This window comes from Acidovorax sp. LjRoot194, assembly GCF_964253015.1.
Lineage (GTDB): Bacteria > Pseudomonadota > Gammaproteobacteria > Burkholderiales > Burkholderiaceae_C > Acidovorax.
Genome location: NZ_CAXUQB020000001.1, coordinates 123,678 through 141,030, shown reverse-complemented (window position 1 = coordinate 141,030; position 17,353 = coordinate 123,678). Strand labels below are relative to the sequence as shown.

The 17,353-nt window shown below is 66.9% G+C and carries 13 protein-coding genes and 1 pseudogene; 10 read left to right on the top strand and 4 right to left on the bottom strand.

The annotated features are described in order from the left end of the window. Positions 1-194: 194 nt before the first annotated feature. Entirely contained in the window at positions 195-2,432 is a 2,238-nt protein-coding gene (locus tag ACSQ3N_RS00650; RefSeq protein ID WP_056166633.1) for an NADP-dependent isocitrate dehydrogenase, read from the top strand. 208 nt (positions 2,433-2,640) lie between these two features. Here the strand turns inward: ACSQ3N_RS00650 and ACSQ3N_RS00645 are convergent, their stop codons facing one another. Beyond that, complete coding sequence (locus ACSQ3N_RS00645; RefSeq protein ID WP_436145346.1) at positions 2,641-4,056, bottom strand: hypothetical protein; 1,416 nt, start codon at positions 4,054-4,056, stop codon at positions 2,641-2,643. A 144-nt stretch (positions 4,057-4,200) separates the two neighbouring features. Between ACSQ3N_RS00645 and ACSQ3N_RS00640 the strand changes: the two are divergent. Beyond that, positions 4,201-5,103: pseudogene (locus tag ACSQ3N_RS00640) on the top strand (LysR family transcriptional regulator); the annotation flags it as partial. A 376-nt stretch (positions 5,104-5,479) separates the two neighbouring features. Next, positions 5,480-6,526, top strand: a complete 1,047-nt coding sequence (locus ACSQ3N_RS00635; protein WP_436145345.1) for an alpha/beta hydrolase family protein — start codon at positions 5,480-5,482, stop codon at positions 6,524-6,526. Between the two features lie 118 nt (positions 6,527-6,644). Here ACSQ3N_RS00635 and ggt read toward each other — a convergent pair whose 3' ends face one another. Next, the gene (ggt, locus tag ACSQ3N_RS00630) at positions 6,645-8,522 is read right to left on the bottom strand and encodes a gamma-glutamyltransferase (RefSeq protein ID WP_436145344.1); all 1,878 of its coding nucleotides are present in this window, start codon (positions 8,520-8,522) and stop codon (positions 6,645-6,647) included. A gap of 241 nt (positions 8,523-8,763) precedes the next feature. On the opposite strand from ggt, the gene ACSQ3N_RS00625 reads away from it, so the two are divergent. From ACSQ3N_RS00625 to ACSQ3N_RS00600, 6 genes are all read left to right on the top strand, one after another. Further along, positions 8,764-9,225, top strand: coding sequence for an Lrp/AsnC family transcriptional regulator (locus ACSQ3N_RS00625; protein WP_436147901.1), 462 nt, complete (start codon positions 8,764-8,766; stop codon positions 9,223-9,225). Between the two features lie 157 nt (positions 9,226-9,382). Continuing rightward, a complete protein-coding gene (locus tag ACSQ3N_RS00620; protein ID WP_056166618.1) occupies positions 9,383-10,033 on the top strand; it encodes a TetR/AcrR family transcriptional regulator in 651 nt (216 codons plus the stop codon). A 273-nt stretch (positions 10,034-10,306) separates the two neighbouring features. Next, entirely contained in the window at positions 10,307-11,299 is a 993-nt protein-coding gene (locus ACSQ3N_RS00615; RefSeq protein ID WP_436145343.1) for a tripartite tricarboxylate transporter substrate binding protein, read from the top strand. Positions 11,300-11,451: 152 nt separating this feature from the next. Beyond that, complete coding sequence (locus ACSQ3N_RS00610; protein WP_056410549.1) at positions 11,452-12,615, top strand: Gfo/Idh/MocA family protein; 1,164 nt, start codon at positions 11,452-11,454, stop codon at positions 12,613-12,615. Positions 12,616-12,709: 94 nt separating this feature from the next. Beyond that, on the top strand, positions 12,710-13,921 hold the full coding sequence (locus ACSQ3N_RS00605; protein ID WP_436145342.1) for a dihydrodipicolinate synthase family protein: 1,212 nt from the start codon (positions 12,710-12,712) through the stop codon (positions 13,919-13,921). 5 nt (positions 13,922-13,926) lie between these two features. After that, positions 13,927-14,829, top strand: a complete 903-nt coding sequence (locus tag ACSQ3N_RS00600) for a sugar phosphate isomerase/epimerase family protein (RefSeq protein ID WP_436145341.1) — start codon at positions 13,927-13,929, stop codon at positions 14,827-14,829. A gap of 109 nt (positions 14,830-14,938) precedes the next feature. Here ACSQ3N_RS00600 and ACSQ3N_RS00595 read toward each other — a convergent pair whose 3' ends face one another. After that, entirely contained in the window at positions 14,939-15,385 is a 447-nt protein-coding gene (locus ACSQ3N_RS00595; RefSeq protein ID WP_056166604.1) for a response regulator, read from the bottom strand. Positions 15,386-15,401: 16 nt separating this feature from the next. Then, a complete protein-coding gene (locus ACSQ3N_RS00590; RefSeq protein ID WP_082516871.1) occupies positions 15,402-16,796 on the bottom strand; it encodes an RAD55 family ATPase in 1,395 nt (464 codons plus the stop codon). A gap of 257 nt (positions 16,797-17,053) precedes the next feature. Here ACSQ3N_RS00590 and ACSQ3N_RS00585 point away from each other — a divergent pair, with 257 nt between their 5' ends. Continuing rightward, on the top strand, positions 17,054-17,350 hold the full coding sequence (locus ACSQ3N_RS00585; protein ID WP_056166599.1) for a hypothetical protein: 297 nt from the start codon (positions 17,054-17,056) through the stop codon (positions 17,348-17,350). Positions 17,351-17,353: the final 3 nt, after the last annotated feature.

Below are 17,353 nucleotides of genomic sequence, written 5' to 3'. Positions count from 1 at the left end.
GCACCGCTCTCGTACGGGGGCACCAGCGATAAAAAAAATGGTCCTACCCGCCAGTAAATTTTGCATAGTGGAATTCGATTGCAAAAACCGGGGGCCAAGCCAGCGCCAAGGAAGGAGAATGCGAGAGCATCCGCGTTTGGCCTCTGTCCTGCACCGGTAGGGGCCGTCCACATACTCGTTTCGTGAGACAAGCCATGACGACTCAGCAACCGACCATCATCTACACCCTGACCGACGAGGCACCTCGCCTGGCCACGGCTTCCTTTCTTCCCATCATCCGCACCTTTGCCGCACCGGCCGGCATCAACGTGGCGGAATCGGACATCTCCGTGGCCGCCCGCGTGCTGGGCGAGTTCCCCGAGTTCCTGAAGGAAGACCAGCGCGCGCCGAACACGCTGGCAGAGCTGGGCAAGAAGACGCTGCAGGCCGATGCCAACATCATCAAGCTGCCCAACATCAGCGCGTCGGTGTCCCAGCTCAAGGCAGCCATTACCGAGCTGCAGGGCAAGGGCTACGCACTGCCCGACTACCCGGACCAGCCCAAGGACGACAAGGAAAAGGACATCAAGGCCCGCTACGGCAAGTGCATCGGCTCTGCCGTGAACCCCGTGCTGCGCGAAGGCAACTCCGACCGCCGCGCGCCCGCCGCCGTGAAGAACTACGCGCGCAAGAACCCGCATTCGATGGGTGAATGGAGCCAGGCATCGCGCAGCCACGTCTCGCACATGCACCACGGCGACTTCTACCACGGTGAAAAGTCCATGACCCTGGACCGCGCCCGTGAAGTGAAGATGGAACTGATCACCAAGAGCGGCAAGACCATCATCTTGAAGCCCAAGGTCGCGCTGCTCGACCGCGAGGTGATCGACAGCATGTTCATGAGCAAGAAGGCGCTGCTGGAGTTCTACGAGAAGGAAATCGAAGACGCGCGCAAGACCGGCGTGATGTTCTCGCTGCACGTGAAGGCCACCATGATGAAGGTGTCCCACCCCATCGTGTTCGGCCACTGCGTGCGCATCTTCTACAAGGACGCGTTCGCCAAGCACGCCAAGACGTTCGACGAGCTGGGCGTGAACGTGAACAACGGCATGGTCGACCTGTACAGCAAGATCGAGACGCTGCCGCAAAGCCAGCGCGACGAGATCAAGCGCGACCTGCACGCCTGCCACGAAAACCGCCCCGAGCTGGCCATGGTCGATTCGGCCAAGGGCATCACCAACTTTCACTCGCCCAACGACATCATCGTGGACGCGTCCATGCCCGCCATGATCCGCAACAGCGGCAAGATGTGGGACGCCAACGGCCGCCTGAAGGACGTGAAGGCCGTGATGCCCGAGTCGACCTTCGCCCGCATCTACCAAGAGATCATCAACTTCTGCAAGTGGCACGGCGCGTTCGACCCCAAGACCATGGGCACGGTGCCCAACGTGGGCCTGATGGCCCAGCAGGCCGAAGAGTACGGCTCGCACGACAAGACCTTCGAGATCGCCGAAGACGGCGTGGCCAACATCACCGACCTGGCCACAGGCGAAGTGCTGCTGTCCCAGAACGTGGAAGCCGGCGACATCTGGCGCATGTGCCAGGTCAAGGACGCTGCGATCCGCGACTGGGTGAAGCTGGCCGTGAACCGCGCCCGCAACTCCGGCATGCCCGTGGTGTTCTGGCTCGACTCGTACCGCCCGCACGAAAAGGAACTCATCACCAAGGTGAAGATGTACCTGCATGAGCACAACACGGTCGGCCTGGACATCCAGATCATGAGCCAGGTGCGTGCGATGCGCTACACGCTGGAACGCGTGATCCGCGGCCTCGATACCATCAGTGCCACCGGCAACATCCTGCGCGACTACCTGACCGACCTGTTCCCCATCATGGAACTGGGCACCTCGGCCAAGATGCTGTCCATCGTGCCGCTGATGGCCGGTGGCGGCATGTACGAAACGGGTGCCGGCGGCTCCGCCCCCAAGCACGTGCAGCAGCTGGTGGAAGAAAACCACCTGCGCTGGGATTCGCTGGGCGAGTTCCTGGCACTGGCCGTGTCGTTCGAAGACCTGGGCCTGAAGACCGGCAACGACAAGGCCAAGATCCTGGCCAAGACGCTGGACGCCGCCACGGGCAAGCTGCTGGACAACAACAAGAACCCGTCGCCCAAGACCGGCCAGCTGGACAACCGCGGCAGCCAGTTCTACCTGGCGCTGTACTGGGCGCAAGAGCTGGCCGCACAGACCAGCGACGCCGACCTGGCCGCCAAGTTCGCGCCCCTGGCCCAGCAACTGGCCGACAACGAGCAGAAGATCGTGGACGAGCTCAACGCCGTGCAGGGCCAGCCCACCGACATCGGCGGCTACTACCTGCCCGACACCGCCAAGCTCGACACCGTGATGCGCCCCAGCAAGACGCTGAACGACGCGCTGAAAAGCGTCGCAGCCTGAGAGCTGCGCCCCTGAGCCGCTGTGCGCTTTCCCCGAAAGGGGATGCGCCAGTTGCCAAGGGCGAGGTAGATGGTGATTTATTGATGAAATGAGCCCCTACCGGGCTCCCAACAAGCGCTAGCAGCTATATTTTTTATAGCGCACCAAAACAAAGGCCCTGCTGACGAGCAGGGCCTTTTGCTTTGTGGCGCCTGTTGTCGTCGGGGGTTCAGGGTCGTGTGCGGTCGTACACCCGGCTGGCCAGGGGCGCCGGCACGTAGTCCGGCAAAAACGCGCAGCCCTTGCCGAAGGCAGCCTCGTTGGCGGGGCACTGCTGGGCGATGCCTTCGGGCGTGGGCTTGACGCCCTCATCCGTCCAGCGCAGCAGCGCGGTCAACAGCGTGGGGTACGTCGGGTCGCTCAGGTAGCTGTGGGTGTTGTGGCGCGTGAAGGTCTGCACCAGACGCGCTCCGCTGCCGCCCTGCTCCATCGTGGTCTTGAACTGCGCGTCCAGCTCGACGAAGGCCGTGGGGTCGTCCACACCCTTCACCGTCAGCACCGGCACGGGGATGCGGCCCGTGGGGTCGGTGTCCTGACCGAAGCGCGCCACGGCCTGCGGGTCGGCCTGGTAGCGCAGCACGCCTGCGTTCAGGGCCGCATCGTCCGGCGAGCCCTTGTAGACCACACCCCGGTTGCCGAACGGGCTCGCGCCGCCGGTACGGTGCTGCACCACGTCGCGAAAGTGGAAGGTGGCCCAGTTCATGTGGCCCTGGATGGAACTGGCCGGGATGCGGATCACATCCGCGATGGTCTTGACCTTGGCCTGCTGCTCCGCCGTGCGCTCTGCCGCCGGCTTGTTCAGCGCCAGGCATTCGTTGAGCCGCGCCTGCAGGTCGCTTTGCGTCATGGTGGCATCACGCGGCAGGCCGATGTTGAGCGGGTACGCCGCCTCCGTGGGCCGCGGGTGGTTGTTGCACAGGTACTGGTAGACCACGCGCAGGTCGGTGCGAAAGTCGTACGACCGCGTGCCGCCGGCCAGCACGCCGCTGGTGAGCAGCACCGCGTCGTACGGGCGCTTGCCGTCGGCCGTGCGCTGGAACATCCCAGCCCCCTGCGCCGCCACGCTGGCGCCCCACGACTGGCCGTGCAGGATGGTGCGCTGCGGCTGGGCCACGTGCTGTACGAAGATCTGCCGCAGGCGCTCGGTGTCCTCGGCCGCGGCGCGCACCTCCACGCCACCCTGGCGGAACGTGCTGCCCGCCCAGGCATAGCCCGCGCGGACCATGATGGACCAGCGCTCCAGGTCCTCCACCGACCGCTCGGCCTTGGGCGCGCCCAGGGCCGGGCCGCCGTGCGCATGAAGCACCAGGCGCTGGTTCCAAGTGGTGGGCATGGCGATCAGGTAATAGGCCCCGGCGGAATCCTGGCCTACGAGGCACTTGGCGATGGCGGCCAGCTCCTTGGGGCAGGCCGTTGCCGTGGGCGCGGCCTCGCGGGTGGCCAGGGCCGGCACCGCCTGCGCAGCTGAAGGCACACGGGGTGGCACCGGGGCGCAGGCGGCCGCCAGGCCGGTCAGCGCCACCAGCGTGAGGCGTGCGGGCAGGGGCGCGCGCGGGATGAGGGGAGGGTGCTGCGTTGCAGTCATGCGGTTGTCTCCGTTGGAATAGTCATGAAATCGGCTGTCGCAGCGCATCGTAGGAACGCGCGTTCCATACGTCAAATATGCTGATTTGCGGCATGCCATACGATTCACCTATGACCTGCTTTAACGCACTCTGCAGCCACTGACATGGACATCCGCCAACTGCGCTACTTCCTGGCCGTCGCCGATGCAGGCCACATCACGCGCGCCGCCGAGCAACTGGGCATGGCCCAGCCACCGCTGAGCCAGCAGATCAAAGCGCTGGAAGGCGCAGTGGGCCTGGCCCTTTTCAAACGCCATGCCAAGGGCGTGACGCTGACCGAGGCCGGGCGCGCGCTGCAGGCCGACGCCACGCGCCTGGTGCACGACTTCGATGCGCTGCACAGCCGCATGCAGCTGCTGGCCGAAGGCAAGACCGGGCGGCTGTCCATTGCCTTCACCAGCTCGGCAGCAGCGCACGAGTTCACGCCGTTTGCCCTGCGCGAATGCCGCGCGCGGCACCCCGACCTGGTGCTGGAAATCGGCGAGAACAACGCCGCCGAGATCACCGAGGCCGTGGCCGATGGCCGCCTGCACTGCGGCCTGCTGCGTGTACCTGTGGCACGGCCTGCCGGCCTGGCGTTCGACACCCTGCAGCACGAGCCTGCCATGGTGGCGCTGCCCATCGACCACCCGCTCGCGCTGCGCCAGCGCCGCGGCAAGCCGCTGCCCATCGAGGTGGCCGACCTGCACGGCGAGCCGATGATCCTCGTGCGCCGCACCGGCGCGCCGGGGTTGTACGCCAACCTGCTGGCACTGTGCGACGAGCACGGCGTGCAGCCCCGCGTGATGGCCGAAGTGGCGCGCATGCTGACCAACCTGAACCTGGTGGCCGCAGGCACCGGCATTTCGGTGGTGCCATCGTCCATGCTGGGCGTGCACCGCCATGCGATTGCGTACCGACACCTGGTGGACCATGGCCGGCTGGAGGTACCGCTGACGCTGGTTTACCGCAGCGACGACAACGTGGGCCCCACGGCGACCTTCACCACGCTGCTCAAGACACTGGCGGGCGCACTGCCGGCGGCAGCGCCACGGCGAACAACGCCGCGCAGGAAGTGCCGACAGCGCCGGGGCGCACAGTGCCGTTGCTATAGTCGTTCGATCATTCGACAGGAGGACAACGATGGCAGGACAGGGCTGGCGGCTGAGGGCCGCCATGGTCGCTACAGCAGCTTTATGGGCTGCCGCAGGCGCGGTGCACGCAGAACCCACGGCGTGGCCGGACTACATGCCGCGCCTGTCCGCTGGCGTGTCGGAAAGTCCCATCGACGCCGCACTGCCGGCCGATGTGGCGGTGGTCGCGCCCGACAGCACCGTGCCGCCCGGCATCGCACGCTGGAGCGGCGTGTGGCAGGGCTGGGCCTGTATCTCCCAGGTGTGCGATGTGAAGCTGGCCGTCGAGAAACTGTCGCCCACGGGCGCCGCCCTGGCCTACGCAGCGGCCAGCAGCGGGCAACCGGTCTTCACCGAGCGCACGGACGCCCGCTTTGTCGACGGGGAGCTCGTCGCGCAGCTCAAGACCGGCACGAAGCTGGTGCTGCGCCTGCGGGCTGACGGCGACATGGAGATGTCGCTGTGGCGCCCGAATGCGCAGCTGCTGTCTGCGGGTGTGTTGACGCAGAAGGCGCAGGCCCGGCCGTACCGCCGCAGCACCGAGCGCGTGCCCACGCCCTGGGCGGAGGACGGCAAGGCCCAGACGCTGGAGATGGTGGTGTACCGCCCGGTGTCGACGCCCGGGCCCTGGCCCACGCTGGTCTTCAACCACGGCTCCACCGGCGAGGGCAACCAGCCCGCGTGGTTCAAGTTCACCTCGGCGAGCCCCGAGGTCGGCCGCTACTTTGCCGAACGCGGCTGGCAGGTGGTGTTTCCGCAGCGGCGCGGACGCGGCCAGTCCGATGGGCTGTACGACGAAGGTTTCGAAGCCGACCGCTCGCGCTACTCGTGCCTGCCCGAGCGGTCCCTGCCCGGTGTGGACCGTGCCATCGCGGACCTGGATGCCACCATGGCGTACCTGCGCCAGCGGCCGGATGTGGACACCACTCGCCTGCTCATCGGCGGCGTGTCGCGCGGGGGCATCCTGTCGGTGGCGTACGCAGGCAGCCAGCCGCAGATGTTTGCGGGCGTGATCAACTTCATGGGCGGCTGGGTGGGCGACCTGTGCCCTGCGGCAGACCAGATCAACCCCGTGGCCTTCCGCCGGGGCGCGGCCTTTCGCAAGCCAACGCTGTGGCTCTATGGGGACAAGGACCCGTACTACTCTCTGCAACACAGCCGGCAGAATTTCGCGGCCTTTGAAGCAGCCGGCGGCACGGGCCAATTCATCGCACTGCCCGCGCCCGCGGGCGGCAACGGGCACTTCATCCACACCGAAAGAACTTTGTGGGAGAGCGCAGTCACGGACTATCTGCAGCGGGTCGTTCCGCCGCGCTGAGCGTGGGCCGGTGGGCCGATGCCTGCCCACCGCACACCATCGCCACCCAGCGGGCGGGCCACAAAAAAAGGCCGCCGCGCCCCTCTCGGAGCGCGGCGGCCTTTTGCATATCAACCGATCAGTTGTTGCCTTGCGCCGTACCTTCGCGCCGTGGGTCCGCGCCACCGGCAAAGGTGCCTGCACCGGGGTTGCGCGCGAACAGGCCGGGGGTGCCGTTGCCACGCACACCGTTGTAGACCGCGCCGTGCAGGCCGCTGGTGAAGGTGTCGGTCTGCGCCACGGTGTGGCCGCGGGCCTTCAGGCCGTCGCGGATGGCCACCGTGTCGATGACCGAGCCTTTTTCGATGGACGTGGTGGCGTTGGTCTGCGCGCCGAAGTTGGGCAGGTTGATCGCCTGTTGCACGTTCAGCCCCCAGTCCGTCATGCCCAGGATGGCCTTGGCGGTGTACTGGATGATGGCGCTGCCGCCGGGCGAGCCGATGGCGCCTTCCAGGTCGCCGGTGGTGGCGTTGAAGACGATGGTGGGCGCCATGGAGCTGCGGGGGCGCTTGCCGGGCTGCACGCTGTTGGCAATCGGCAAGCCTGCAGCGTCGGTGGCGGTGAACGAGAAGTCGGTGAGCTGGTTGTTCAGCAGGAAGCCCCGCACCATCTGCAGGCTGCCGAAGCCGTTCTCGATGGTCGTCGTCATGGACACCGCATTGCCCGCGTTGTCGATGATGGACAGGTGGGTGGTGGACGGCAGGGCGGCCGAGTTGTCGAGGCCCTTGGCGCCGCTCACGCCGGGAGGCGTGCCGGCAGTGGGGGTGCCGATGCTCTTGGTCAGGCTGATGAGCTTGGCGCGGTCCTTGAGGTAGTCGGCGTTGATGAGGCCGGCCTGCGGCACGTTGACGAAATCAGGGTCGGCCACGTACACGGCGCGGTCGGCATACGCCAGGCGGTACGCCTCGGACACCACGTGCACCGAGTCCAGCGTGTTGGGCTTCATGGCCGCCAGGTCGAAGCCTTGCAGCAGGCCCAGCGTCTGCAGCACGGCGATGCCGCCAGAGCTCGGCGCGGGCATGCCGCAGACGCGGTACTGGGTGCGGTACACGCCGCAGACGGGCTCGCGCACCTTGTGGGTGTAGCTGTTCAGGTCGTCCAGCGAGAGCTTGCCGGGGTTGGTGGGGTGGCTCGCGACCTTGGCCACGATGTCCTTGGCGATGTCGCCCTTGTAGAACGCATCGGCACCGCCGGCCGCAATGGCGCGCAGCGTGGCGGCCAGCTCGGGGTTTTTCAGCAGCGTGCCGGCGGCCTTGGCCGTGCCGTCGCTGTTGAGGAAGTAGCTGGCGCCGGGCTCGCCCTGCGCCTTGATGCGCGCGGCCGAGCCTGCGATGGACACGCTCATGCGCGGCGAGATGGCAAAGCCGTTTTCGCTGAGCGCGATGGCGGGCTCGAACAGGTCTTTCCAGGGCAGCTTGCCGTGCACCTTGTGCGCGGCCTCGAGCATGCGCAGCACGCCGGGCGTGCCCACCGAGAGGCCGCCGTCCACCGCTGCCAAAAAGGCCAGGGGCTTGCCGTCCGCACCGATGAAGAGGTTGGGCGTGGCGTTCTTGGGCGCAGTCTCGCGGCCGTCATAGGCCAGCAGTTTGTTGGCGCCCTTGTCGAAGTGCAGCATGAACGCGCCGCCGCCGATGCCCGACGACTGCGGCTCCACCAGGTTCAGCACCATTTGCACGGCAATGGCCGCATCAAGGGCTGTGCCGCCCTTGGCCAGGATGTCGACCCCGGCCTTGGTGGCCAGCGGGTTGGCCGTGGCCACCATGTCCTTGTTGGCGTAGCTGATGGTCTTGGGCGTGTAGCCCGAGGGCGGCTCTGGTGGCACGTACTGCTCGACGGGCTCGGGCGTGGCGACCGGGGTGGAGGGGCCGTCGCTGCCGCCGCAGGCCGACAGCACCGCCAGCGCGGCAAGGCTCAGCGCCCAGAGGGCGGGTTTGCGTGAAAAGTCTGAAGCCGTCATGAATGAAGTCCTTGTATGAGGGAAGGGGAAACGGGCCGACCGCACCGCAGTGCAGGGCGCTGCGAAACAGCACCCCGCACCACGTTGGCGTCAGCCCGGCAAAGCACGCCACGGCGAGCGCAGGTTCCGTGCCAGAACGCCCGTCCAGTATGTGACGAATTGATGAAAATCATTTTGCTTTTATTCCCGCGCAGGCGCCAAATAGGAGAAACGAGTTTTCATATTTGCCGTGAAACAGAATCTGGATTCCATCGACCGCCAACTGCTGGCCTTGCTGCAGAACGACGCCGAGACGCCGCTGGCCACGCTGGCCGAGGCGGTGAACCTCTCCAACACGCCCTGCTGGCGGCGCATCCAGTGGCTGCGCGAGAAGGGCTACATCACCCGGCATGTCGCGCTGGTGGACCCGCGCAAGGTCAACGTGGGTGTGACGGTGTTCGTGGCCATCAAGACCAACCAGCACCACCAGCAGTGGTTCGAGACCCTGCGCGACGTGGTGATGGGCATCCCGGAGATCGTGGAGTTCTACCGCATGAGCGGCGACGTGGACTACCTGCTGCGCGTGGTGGTGCCCGACATCCGCGCGTACGACGCGGTGTACAAGCGGCTGACCCGTGCCGTGGCGCTGTCGGATGTGAGTTCCAGCTTTGCGATGGAGGAGATCAAGTTCACCACGGCGCTGCCGCTGGACTACGCGCAGTGACGCCTTGGCCTGCGGCGGCCCGTCCGCCCGCTCGCGCCGTGCGCACGGCACAATCCGGCCACTGCGCCGCACCGCGCCCGCCGCCATCGCCGCCGCCCGCCCTCCAGCAATCCAGCCAGGACTGGATTTTGTTAACCAAATAGTGAACTATTCGGGCATGACCAAAGACACCGAGACCCCCGCCAAGGAGCGCCAGCGGGATGCCGACCGCTCGCAGGGCGTGATCTTCAGCGCCGCGCGCGACGAGTTCGCCGAGCACGGCCTGGGCGGCGCCCGCATGGATCGCATCGCCGAGCGGGCGGGGCTGAACAAGCGGCTGATCTACTACTACTTCGAAGACAAGGAAAAGCTCTTCCAGGCGGTGCTGGAGCAGGCGTATTTGCACATCCGCGAGGAGGAGCGCAAGCTCAACCTGCTGGAGCTGGCGCCCGCCACGGCCATCCGGCGGCTGGTGGAGTTCACCTGGACGTACTACCTGGAGAACCCGCAGTTCCTCACCCTGCTCAACAGCGCCAACCTGCACAAGGCGCGGCACCTGCAGGAGTCGCAGCGTGCACGGGAGATGAACTCGCCGCTGATCGCCACCCTGGCCGAGGTGCTGGAGCGCGGCCGCAGCGACGGCAGTTTTCGCGGCGGGGTGGACCCGCTGCAGCTGTACGTGTCGATTGCCGGGCTGTCATATTTCTATTTGTCGAACAACCACACCCTGTCGGCCATCTTCGGCCGCGACCTCATGGCGCCCAAGGCGTGCAACGAGCGGCTGTCGCACATGTGCGATGTGATCCTCGGCTACGTGCTGCGGGGCTAGAGGCGCCTGGCGCGCTGATGGCGCAGGCCCTTCAACAACTGCACGCTGCGCGACGGGACCGCAGTTCGCCTCGCCACTGAGCGGCGCGCGGCAGGCGGCAGGACGGTCAGGCGAGGCACCGCAGTGCCGGGGCTTCGGCGCAGCCCCGGGTAAACCCCTAAACCTTGGCAGTCACAGCGCGTTGACGTGCGCAGCGCATTCCTCAAAAATGCACTCTATTCACCAATCAGTGAATTAAAGAGCAAGTCCAAGCCTGCCAACGGAGACAAATCCATGCCCATCACCCGCACCACCCGCCGCGCTGCGGCCACCGCCCTGGCGGCGGTCGCGCTCACCACCCTGTCCTTGGGCGCCCTGGCGCAAGGCAGCTACCCGACCAAGCCGGTGCGCGTGATCGTGCCGTTCGCGGCGGGCAGCACCACCGACATCATTGCGCGCGCCATTGCCGACAAGATGGGGCAGAGCATGGGACAGACCCTGGTGGTGGACAACCGCGGCGGCGCCAGCGGCACCATCGGGCAGCAGGCCGTTGCCACGGCCGCGCCGGACGGCTACACGGTGATGATCCATTCGTCGTCGCACACCGTGAGCCCCTCGACCTTCGCCAAGCTGCCGTTCGATACCGTGGGCGACTTCGCGGGCGTGACGCCGATCTCGTCGCTGCCCAACGCGCTGGTGATCTCGCCCGCCAAGGGCATCAAGACGCTGCAGGATCTGGTGGCCACGGCCAAGGCCAAGCCGGGCACGGTGAACTTCGCCTCGGCCGGCCAGGGCAGTGCCACGCATTTGAACGCCGAGAAGTTCAAGCTGGCCGCCAAGATCGACGCGCAGAACATCCCCTTCAAGGGCTCGGCCGAGGCCGTGACCGAGGTGCTGTCGGGCCGCGTGGACTACTACTTCTCGCCCATTGCGCCCGTCATCGGCCAGATCAAGGACGGCCAGCTGCTGGCGCTGGCCGTGGGCTCGCCCAAGCGAGCCGCCGCCCTGCCCGATGTGCCCACCACGGCCGAGGCCGGCGTGCCCGGCTCGGAGTTCAACTTCTGGATCGGGATGATGGTGCCGGCCAAGACGCCGCGCGACATCGTCAACCGCCTGCACGACGAGGTGGTCAAGGCGCTGGCCACGCCCGAGGTGAAGGAACGCTTCCTGAAGCTCGGCGCCGATGCCTGGACGCTCAAGCCCGAGCAGTTCGATGCCTACATCAAGGACGAGATCAAGAGCAACGCCACGCTGGTGAAAGCCGCAGGTTTGCAGCCCGCGCAGTAAACACGATCCGTCAGGGCACGCAGCGCGCGGTGAATACCGCGATGCAGTGACCCCGTCAGCAGCGCCCTGCATTCGCGGGGCGTGCGGGCCGCGCTTTGCCCATTTTTTCTTCTCTATTCGCAACCTTAGAACTGAACGAAAGCACCACCGCCATGGCAACCCAACGACTCGGACTCATCATGCACGGCGTCACCGGCCGCATGGGCATGAACCAGCACTTGATCCGCTCCATCTGCGCGATCCGCGCGCAGGGCGGTGTGGTGCTGTCCAACGGCAACCGCGTGATGCCCGACCCCATCCTCATCGGCCGCAATGCCGAGAAGATGGAGGCGCTGGCCAAAGCCCACGGCATCGCGCGCTGGGGTACCGACCTGGACGCCGCGCTGGCCAACCCCGAGGACACGGTGTTCTTCGACGCCGGCACCACGCAGATGCGTCCTACCCTGCTGGCCAAGGCGATCCGCGCGGGCAAGCATGTGTACTGCGAAAAGCCGATTGCCACCAACCTGAACGAGGCGGTGGAGATCGCGCGCCTGGCCTCGGGCTCGGGCCTCAAGCACGGCGCGGTGCAGGACAAGCTCTTTTTGCCCGGCCTGCGCAAGCTCGACATGCTGCGCCGCGCGGGCTTCTTCGGCCGCATGCTGAGCGTGCGCCTGGAGTTCGGCTACTGGGTGTTCGAAGGCGACCTGCAGCCCATCCAGCGGCCGAGCTGGAACTATCGCAGCGAAGACGGCGGCGGCATGATCCTGGACATGATGTGCCACTGGCGCTACGTGCTGGACAACCTGTTCGGCGAGGTGAAGTCGGTGTCTTGCATCGGCGCCACGCACATCCCCACCCGCTGGGACGAGGCCGGCCAGCCGTACCAGGCCACGGCCGACGACGCGGCCTATGCCACCTGCGAGCTCACCGGCCACAACGGCGAGCCGGTGATCGCGCAGCTGAACATGAGCTGGGCCACGCGCGTGCGGCGCGACGACCTGGTGACCTTCCACGTCGACGGCACCGATGGCTCGGCCGTCGCGGGCCTGTCGAGCTGCCGCGCGCAGAGCCGCGTGGCCACGCCGCGCCCGGTGTGGAACCCCGACGAGAAGCAGACCATGAACTTCTTCGACCAGTGGCAGGAGATTCCGGACTCGCAGGTCTACGACAACGGCTTCAAGATCCAGTGGGAGCACTTCATCCGCCACGTGGTGGAAGACGCACCGTACCGCTGGACCCTGCCCGAAGGCGCCAAGGGCGTGCAGCTGGTCGAAGCCGCGCTGGAGAGCTGGAAGGAACGCCGCTGGGTGGACGTGGCGCCACTGCAGGCGTGACGGCTCTCCAAGGCAAACACTATCAATTTAATAGCTGCTAGCGCTTACCCACCAAGCGGCAGGCAGCATTTTGACTTCAATCCGCGAGCACACCATGGCCCTTAGCCTCCCCTTGCCCACGGCCGATGGCCGCATCAGCCCCTACACCCTGCAAGGCCGCCCGCCGGTCGTGCCGCAGCAGGGCGCGGCGTTCAACCGCATCGCCTACTCGGCCGCCCACGTGGTGGCCAACCCGCTGGCCGCGATCGACCCGTGGCTGCAGTGCGCGGTGGACTGGGACGCGACGATTGCCTACCGCCAGCGCCTGTGGTCGCTGGGCCTGGGCGTGGCCGAGGCCATGGACACCGCGCAGCGAGGCATGGGGCTGGACTGGCCGACGTCGCTGGAGCTGATCCGCCGCTCGCTGGACGCGGCGCGCGACTTCGGCCCCGGCGCGCTGGTGGCCTCGGGCTGCGGCACGGACCACCTGGTGCTGGACGAGGTGAAGTCCGTGGACGACGTGATCCGCGGCTACGAAGAGCAGATGGAGGCCATCGAGAAGCTGGGCGGCAAGCTCATCGTGATGGCCAGCCGGGCGCTGGCCCGCGTGGCGCAGAGCCCCGCCGACTACGAGCGTGTGTACGACCGAATCCTGTCGCAGGCACAGCAGCCCGTAGTGCTGCACTGGCTGGGCGACATGTTCGACCCGGCGCTCGCGGGCTACTGGGGCTCGCGCGACGTGGATGCGGCCATGGACACCGCCCTGGCCGTGATCGCCGCACACCCGGACAAGGTCGACGGCATCAAGATCTCGCTGCTCGACAAGGACAAGGAAGTCGCCATGCGCCGCCGCCTGCCCGCCACCGGCGGCACCGACGGCCAGGGCGTGCGCATGTACACCGGCGACGATTTCAACTACGCGGAACTCATCGCCGGCGACGGCGCGGGCGGCACGCCGCGCCAGGGCCAGAGCGATGCGCTGCTGGGCATCTTCGACGCCATCGCACCGGCCGCCAGCGCGGCGCTGGCCGCCCTGGCCGCGGGCGACACGGCGCGCTTTCACGCCATCCTGGGACCCACCGTGCCGCTGTCGCGCCACATCTTCGCGGCGCCCACGCGGTTCTACAAAACCGGCGTGGTCTTCATGGCCTGGCTCAACGGGCACCAGAGCCACTTCACCATGGTGGGCGGGCAGCAGAGCACGCGATCGCTGGTGCACTTTGCCGAGCTGTTCCGGCTGGCCGACCAGGCCGACCTGCTGGAGCAGCCCGAACTGGCGGTGCAGCGCATGGGCCATCTGCTGGCATTGCACGGCGTGAGCGCCTGACCACCATGCGCGATTTCACCCAAGACCACCGCTGGCTCTCCATCAACACCGCCACCGTGCGCAAGCAGCAGGGTGCGGAAGTGCCGCTCGCACACATCATCGACCAGTGCGCGGAGCGCGGCATCCGCGCCATCAGCCCCTGGCGCGACCAGGTGGCGGCGGCCGGGCTCGATGCCACCGCGCGCCAACTGCGCGCCCACGGCATGGAGCTGTCGGGCTACTGCCGCGGGGGGTTCTTTCCGGCCGCGGACGCAGCGGGCCTGCGCGCCGCGCGCGACGATAACCGCCGCGCCATCGACGAGGCCAAGACGCTCAACGCCGCCTGCCTGGTGCTGGTGGTGGGCGCCCTGCCCGGGGCGCTCGACGGCACGCCGCACTACACCGACCTCGCCCGTGCACGCAGCGAGGTGGTCGACGGCATCGCCGCATCCTTGGAGTACGCGCGCCAGGTGGGCATGCCGCTGGCCATCGAGCCGCTGCACCCCATGCAGGCGGCCGACCGCGCCTGCATCAACACGCTGGAGCACGCGCTCGACATCTGCGATGCGCTGGACCCGCTCGCCACCGGCGCGACTGGAGACGCACGGCAAGCCGCGCTGGGCGTGGCCCTGGACGTGTACCACGTGTGGTGGGACCCCAAGCTACAGCAGCAGATCGCACGCGCCGGCAAGGAGCGCCTGCTGGCCTTTCACGTCTGCGACTGGCGCCTGCCCACGCGCGACTTGCTCAGTGACCGGGGGATGATGGGCGACGGCGTGATCGAGCTAAAGAAGATCCGCCAGTGGGTGGAGGCTGCGGGCTTTGCGGGCTATTCCGAGGTGGAGATTTTCTCGGCGCTGGACTGGTGGCAGCGCACGGGCGAGGAGACGCTGGACACCTGCATCGAGCGGCACCGCAGCGTGGTCTGACCCGTCAACGCAGGCGATGCGATCGCCGCGATCGCCGACATCACTCTGGCATGGCACGGCGATGGCCGTGACGCCGCGATGGGGTGCACCAGCGCGGCACGGGGCCGCGTCAGTCGCGGGGTGGTACGCGCATGCCTTGCAGCACCTGGCGCGTCGATGCTTCCACCCGTTCGGCGCTGGACTGGCGCTGCGGACCTTCTTCTACCAAGCGCTTGACGACGGCCAGCAGGCTGTCGAGCTCGATAGGCTTGACCAGGAAGGCGTCGTAGCCCTGGAAGACGCGCCGCACCACGTCCTCGCTGGTTCCACTCATGAACACGAATGGGATCTGGCCCAGCGTGGCATGTTGCTTCAACACGGTGCCGAACTCACCGCCATTCATGATGGGCATCATGAAGTCCGACAGGATCAGCGCAGGGTGCTCACCGGTTTGCAGTATGTCCAGCGCGTGCTTGCCATTGGACGCCACGGCGACGCGATAGCCCTCCGCTTCGAGCAGGAGTTGCAGCACTTCGGCGTTCCCATATTCGTCCTCGACAATCAGAACTAGTTTCATCGAGACGATCTTTCATTTAAACGGCTGAGGGCTCAGCGGCCTTGGAGAATGAAACGAACAAATCGACGGTCGACTGCGTGGCCCCGCCGCCGCCTCCACGCACCTTGCCGATCGTGAGGACACGCTGGTCCACCTTTCTGTCGCGCGTGGGCACCGTCTCGAACGTGAAAACGTTGTCGAACCAGCCCGTCACGCCATCTGCAAGCGGCGTTCCTGCCGCCACGGCCAGCGCATCCGGATCGACCGTGAACAACGATGTCACACCGCGCAGCCGCAACTCGATGAGCAGCCGGCCCAGGAACCGGTAGCCACGCTCCGGAAACGCCAGGGTGTCCGCCAGCCCGGCAACCCCATCCACGACCAGCCGCCGAATCTTCAGCTCATCGACCAATCGCAGCAGTTTGTGGCCCATCTCGTCCATCGACTCGTCCTCGTGTCCCAGGTTCCTGATCGACAGGGCCCCGGAGGCGACCGCGGCCTCGATGCCGAGCCCCAGTTCCGAGCCGAGCTGGCGCAGGTCGCTGCCCAGTTCCGTGCACGAAAGCACCAAGCCTGGCGCGTCGGGTGTGGAGCAGGCGGCAAAGGCCAGAGCCAATGTGGTTTTTCCTGTGCCAGTTTGCCCTATCACCGCTGACGCACTGCCGGTCAGGATGCCGCGGCCGTGTAGGACGCCGTCGAGCGCGGGCATGCCGGTGGAGATGGCGGTCTTGCCCAGTTTCGCGTGGGTGCCGGTGAGCGGCAGGCTCTCCAGCCGCGGAAAGAACTGCAGGCCCTGCGTGGAGATGCAGAACGTGTGCTGCCCGCGGATGATCTGGCTGCCGCGGAACTTGCGCACCTGCATGCGGCGCTCTGCACGCCAATGAAAGCCGTGGTCCTCGAACGAGAAGATGCCGTCCACCATGGTCTGCTCTGCGCTCAGCGCGTTGCCGTTGCCGCTGGTGAGAACGAGGCTGGTGCAGGACATGGCGCTGACCAGGCTTTGCAGCTCGTGCACGAACTGGCGCACGGAGTCGTTGGTCATGGTCTCCAGGCTGTTGACCACCAGGCCGTCGATGACGAGCAGCGATGCCCGGTGGCGCATCAGCTCGGCGCGCAGCAGCTCGACGACGGACTTGAGGCCGCCCTGCTCCAGCTCGCGGTAGCCGCTCACGTAGAACACGGTGGCGCTGACTTCCTGCTGGTCGAAGAAGATCTGCTGCTCCATGTGCTGCAGCATGCGCGCATGGGATTCGGCCAGCATGGTGACGTACAGCGTGCGGATCTCGCGCCGGGCCAGCGTGTAGGCGATCTGGTTGGCCAGCGTGGTCTTGCCGACCCCGGGCGGGCCCTCGAAGATGTACACGCCGCCCTCGAACAGACCGCCGTTGAGGATCTCGTCCAAACCTTCCACAAGGGTGGGCAATCGTTTCATTCTTATTGGCGTGACAGGAGGTGGTGGAGAAGAGACCCGCGCCACCGCACGCCGGCGGCGCGCGGGACCGGGGTACCGGAAATGCCGATTCTAGGACGGCACGCGGCCTGCGAAACGCGCGCAGAGCGCCCGCCTCCGGCGCGCCGCACAGCCGCCGCAAGACGCCCAATCACCATGGCATCCATGGGGTAATCGGTCGAGGGACGGCATAATTACGAATCAGTCTCATCCACAATCCCACTCGCATCTTCGCACCCATGGCCACCAGCGCAGTCTCCCGCCTGAACATCGTTTCGCGCATCGCAGCGGGGGTGCTGGGCGGTTATGCCTTCACCTGGGGCTTCATCGCGCTGGCCATCGGCCTGCTGTTCGCGGCCCGCATGGAGTTCCACGACGCCGAGGCGCTGGGCTACATCGTGGGTTTCATCATCTTTCTGGTGGCCTTTGTGTGGGCCTTTGCGGCGGCGAGCGTCAAGCGCGTGTGGCTGGTGCTGGCGGGTGGCGGCGCGGTGATGACCGGCGCGGCCTGGCTGGTGCAGCGCGCCATTCTGTGACCT

Bases quoted from the DNA above. Each gene is read 5' to 3' on its own strand.
- ACSQ3N_RS00650 (WP_056166633.1), top strand. From the start codon at position 195: ATGACGACTCAGCAACCGACCATCATCTACACCCTGACCGACGAGGCA.
- ACSQ3N_RS00645 (WP_436145346.1), bottom strand. From the start codon at position 4,056: ATGACTGCAACGCAGCACCCTCCCCTCATCCCGCGCGCGCCCCTGCCC.
- ggt (WP_436145344.1), bottom strand. From the start codon at position 8,522: ATGACGGCTTCAGACTTTTCACGCAAACCCGCCCTCTGGGCGCTGAGC.
- ACSQ3N_RS00620 (WP_056166618.1), top strand. From the start codon at position 9,383: ATGACCAAAGACACCGAGACCCCCGCCAAGGAGCGCCAGCGGGATGCC.
- ACSQ3N_RS00615 (WP_436145343.1), top strand. From the start codon at position 10,307: ATGCCCATCACCCGCACCACCCGCCGCGCTGCGGCCACCGCCCTGGCG.
- ACSQ3N_RS00610 (WP_056410549.1), top strand. From the start codon at position 11,452: ATGGCAACCCAACGACTCGGACTCATCATGCACGGCGTCACCGGCCGC.
- ACSQ3N_RS00605 (WP_436145342.1), top strand. From the start codon at position 12,710: ATGGCCCTTAGCCTCCCCTTGCCCACGGCCGATGGCCGCATCAGCCCC.
- ACSQ3N_RS00600 (WP_436145341.1), top strand. From the start codon at position 13,927: ATGCGCGATTTCACCCAAGACCACCGCTGGCTCTCCATCAACACCGCC.
- ACSQ3N_RS00595 (WP_056166604.1), bottom strand. From the start codon at position 15,385: ATGAAACTAGTTCTGATTGTCGAGGACGAATATGGGAACGCCGAAGTG.
- ACSQ3N_RS00590 (WP_082516871.1), bottom strand. From the start codon at position 16,796: ATGAAACGATTGCCCACCCTTGTGGAAGGTTTGGACGAGATCCTCAAC.
- ACSQ3N_RS00585 (WP_056166599.1), top strand. From the start codon at position 17,054: ATGGCCACCAGCGCAGTCTCCCGCCTGAACATCGTTTCGCGCATCGCA.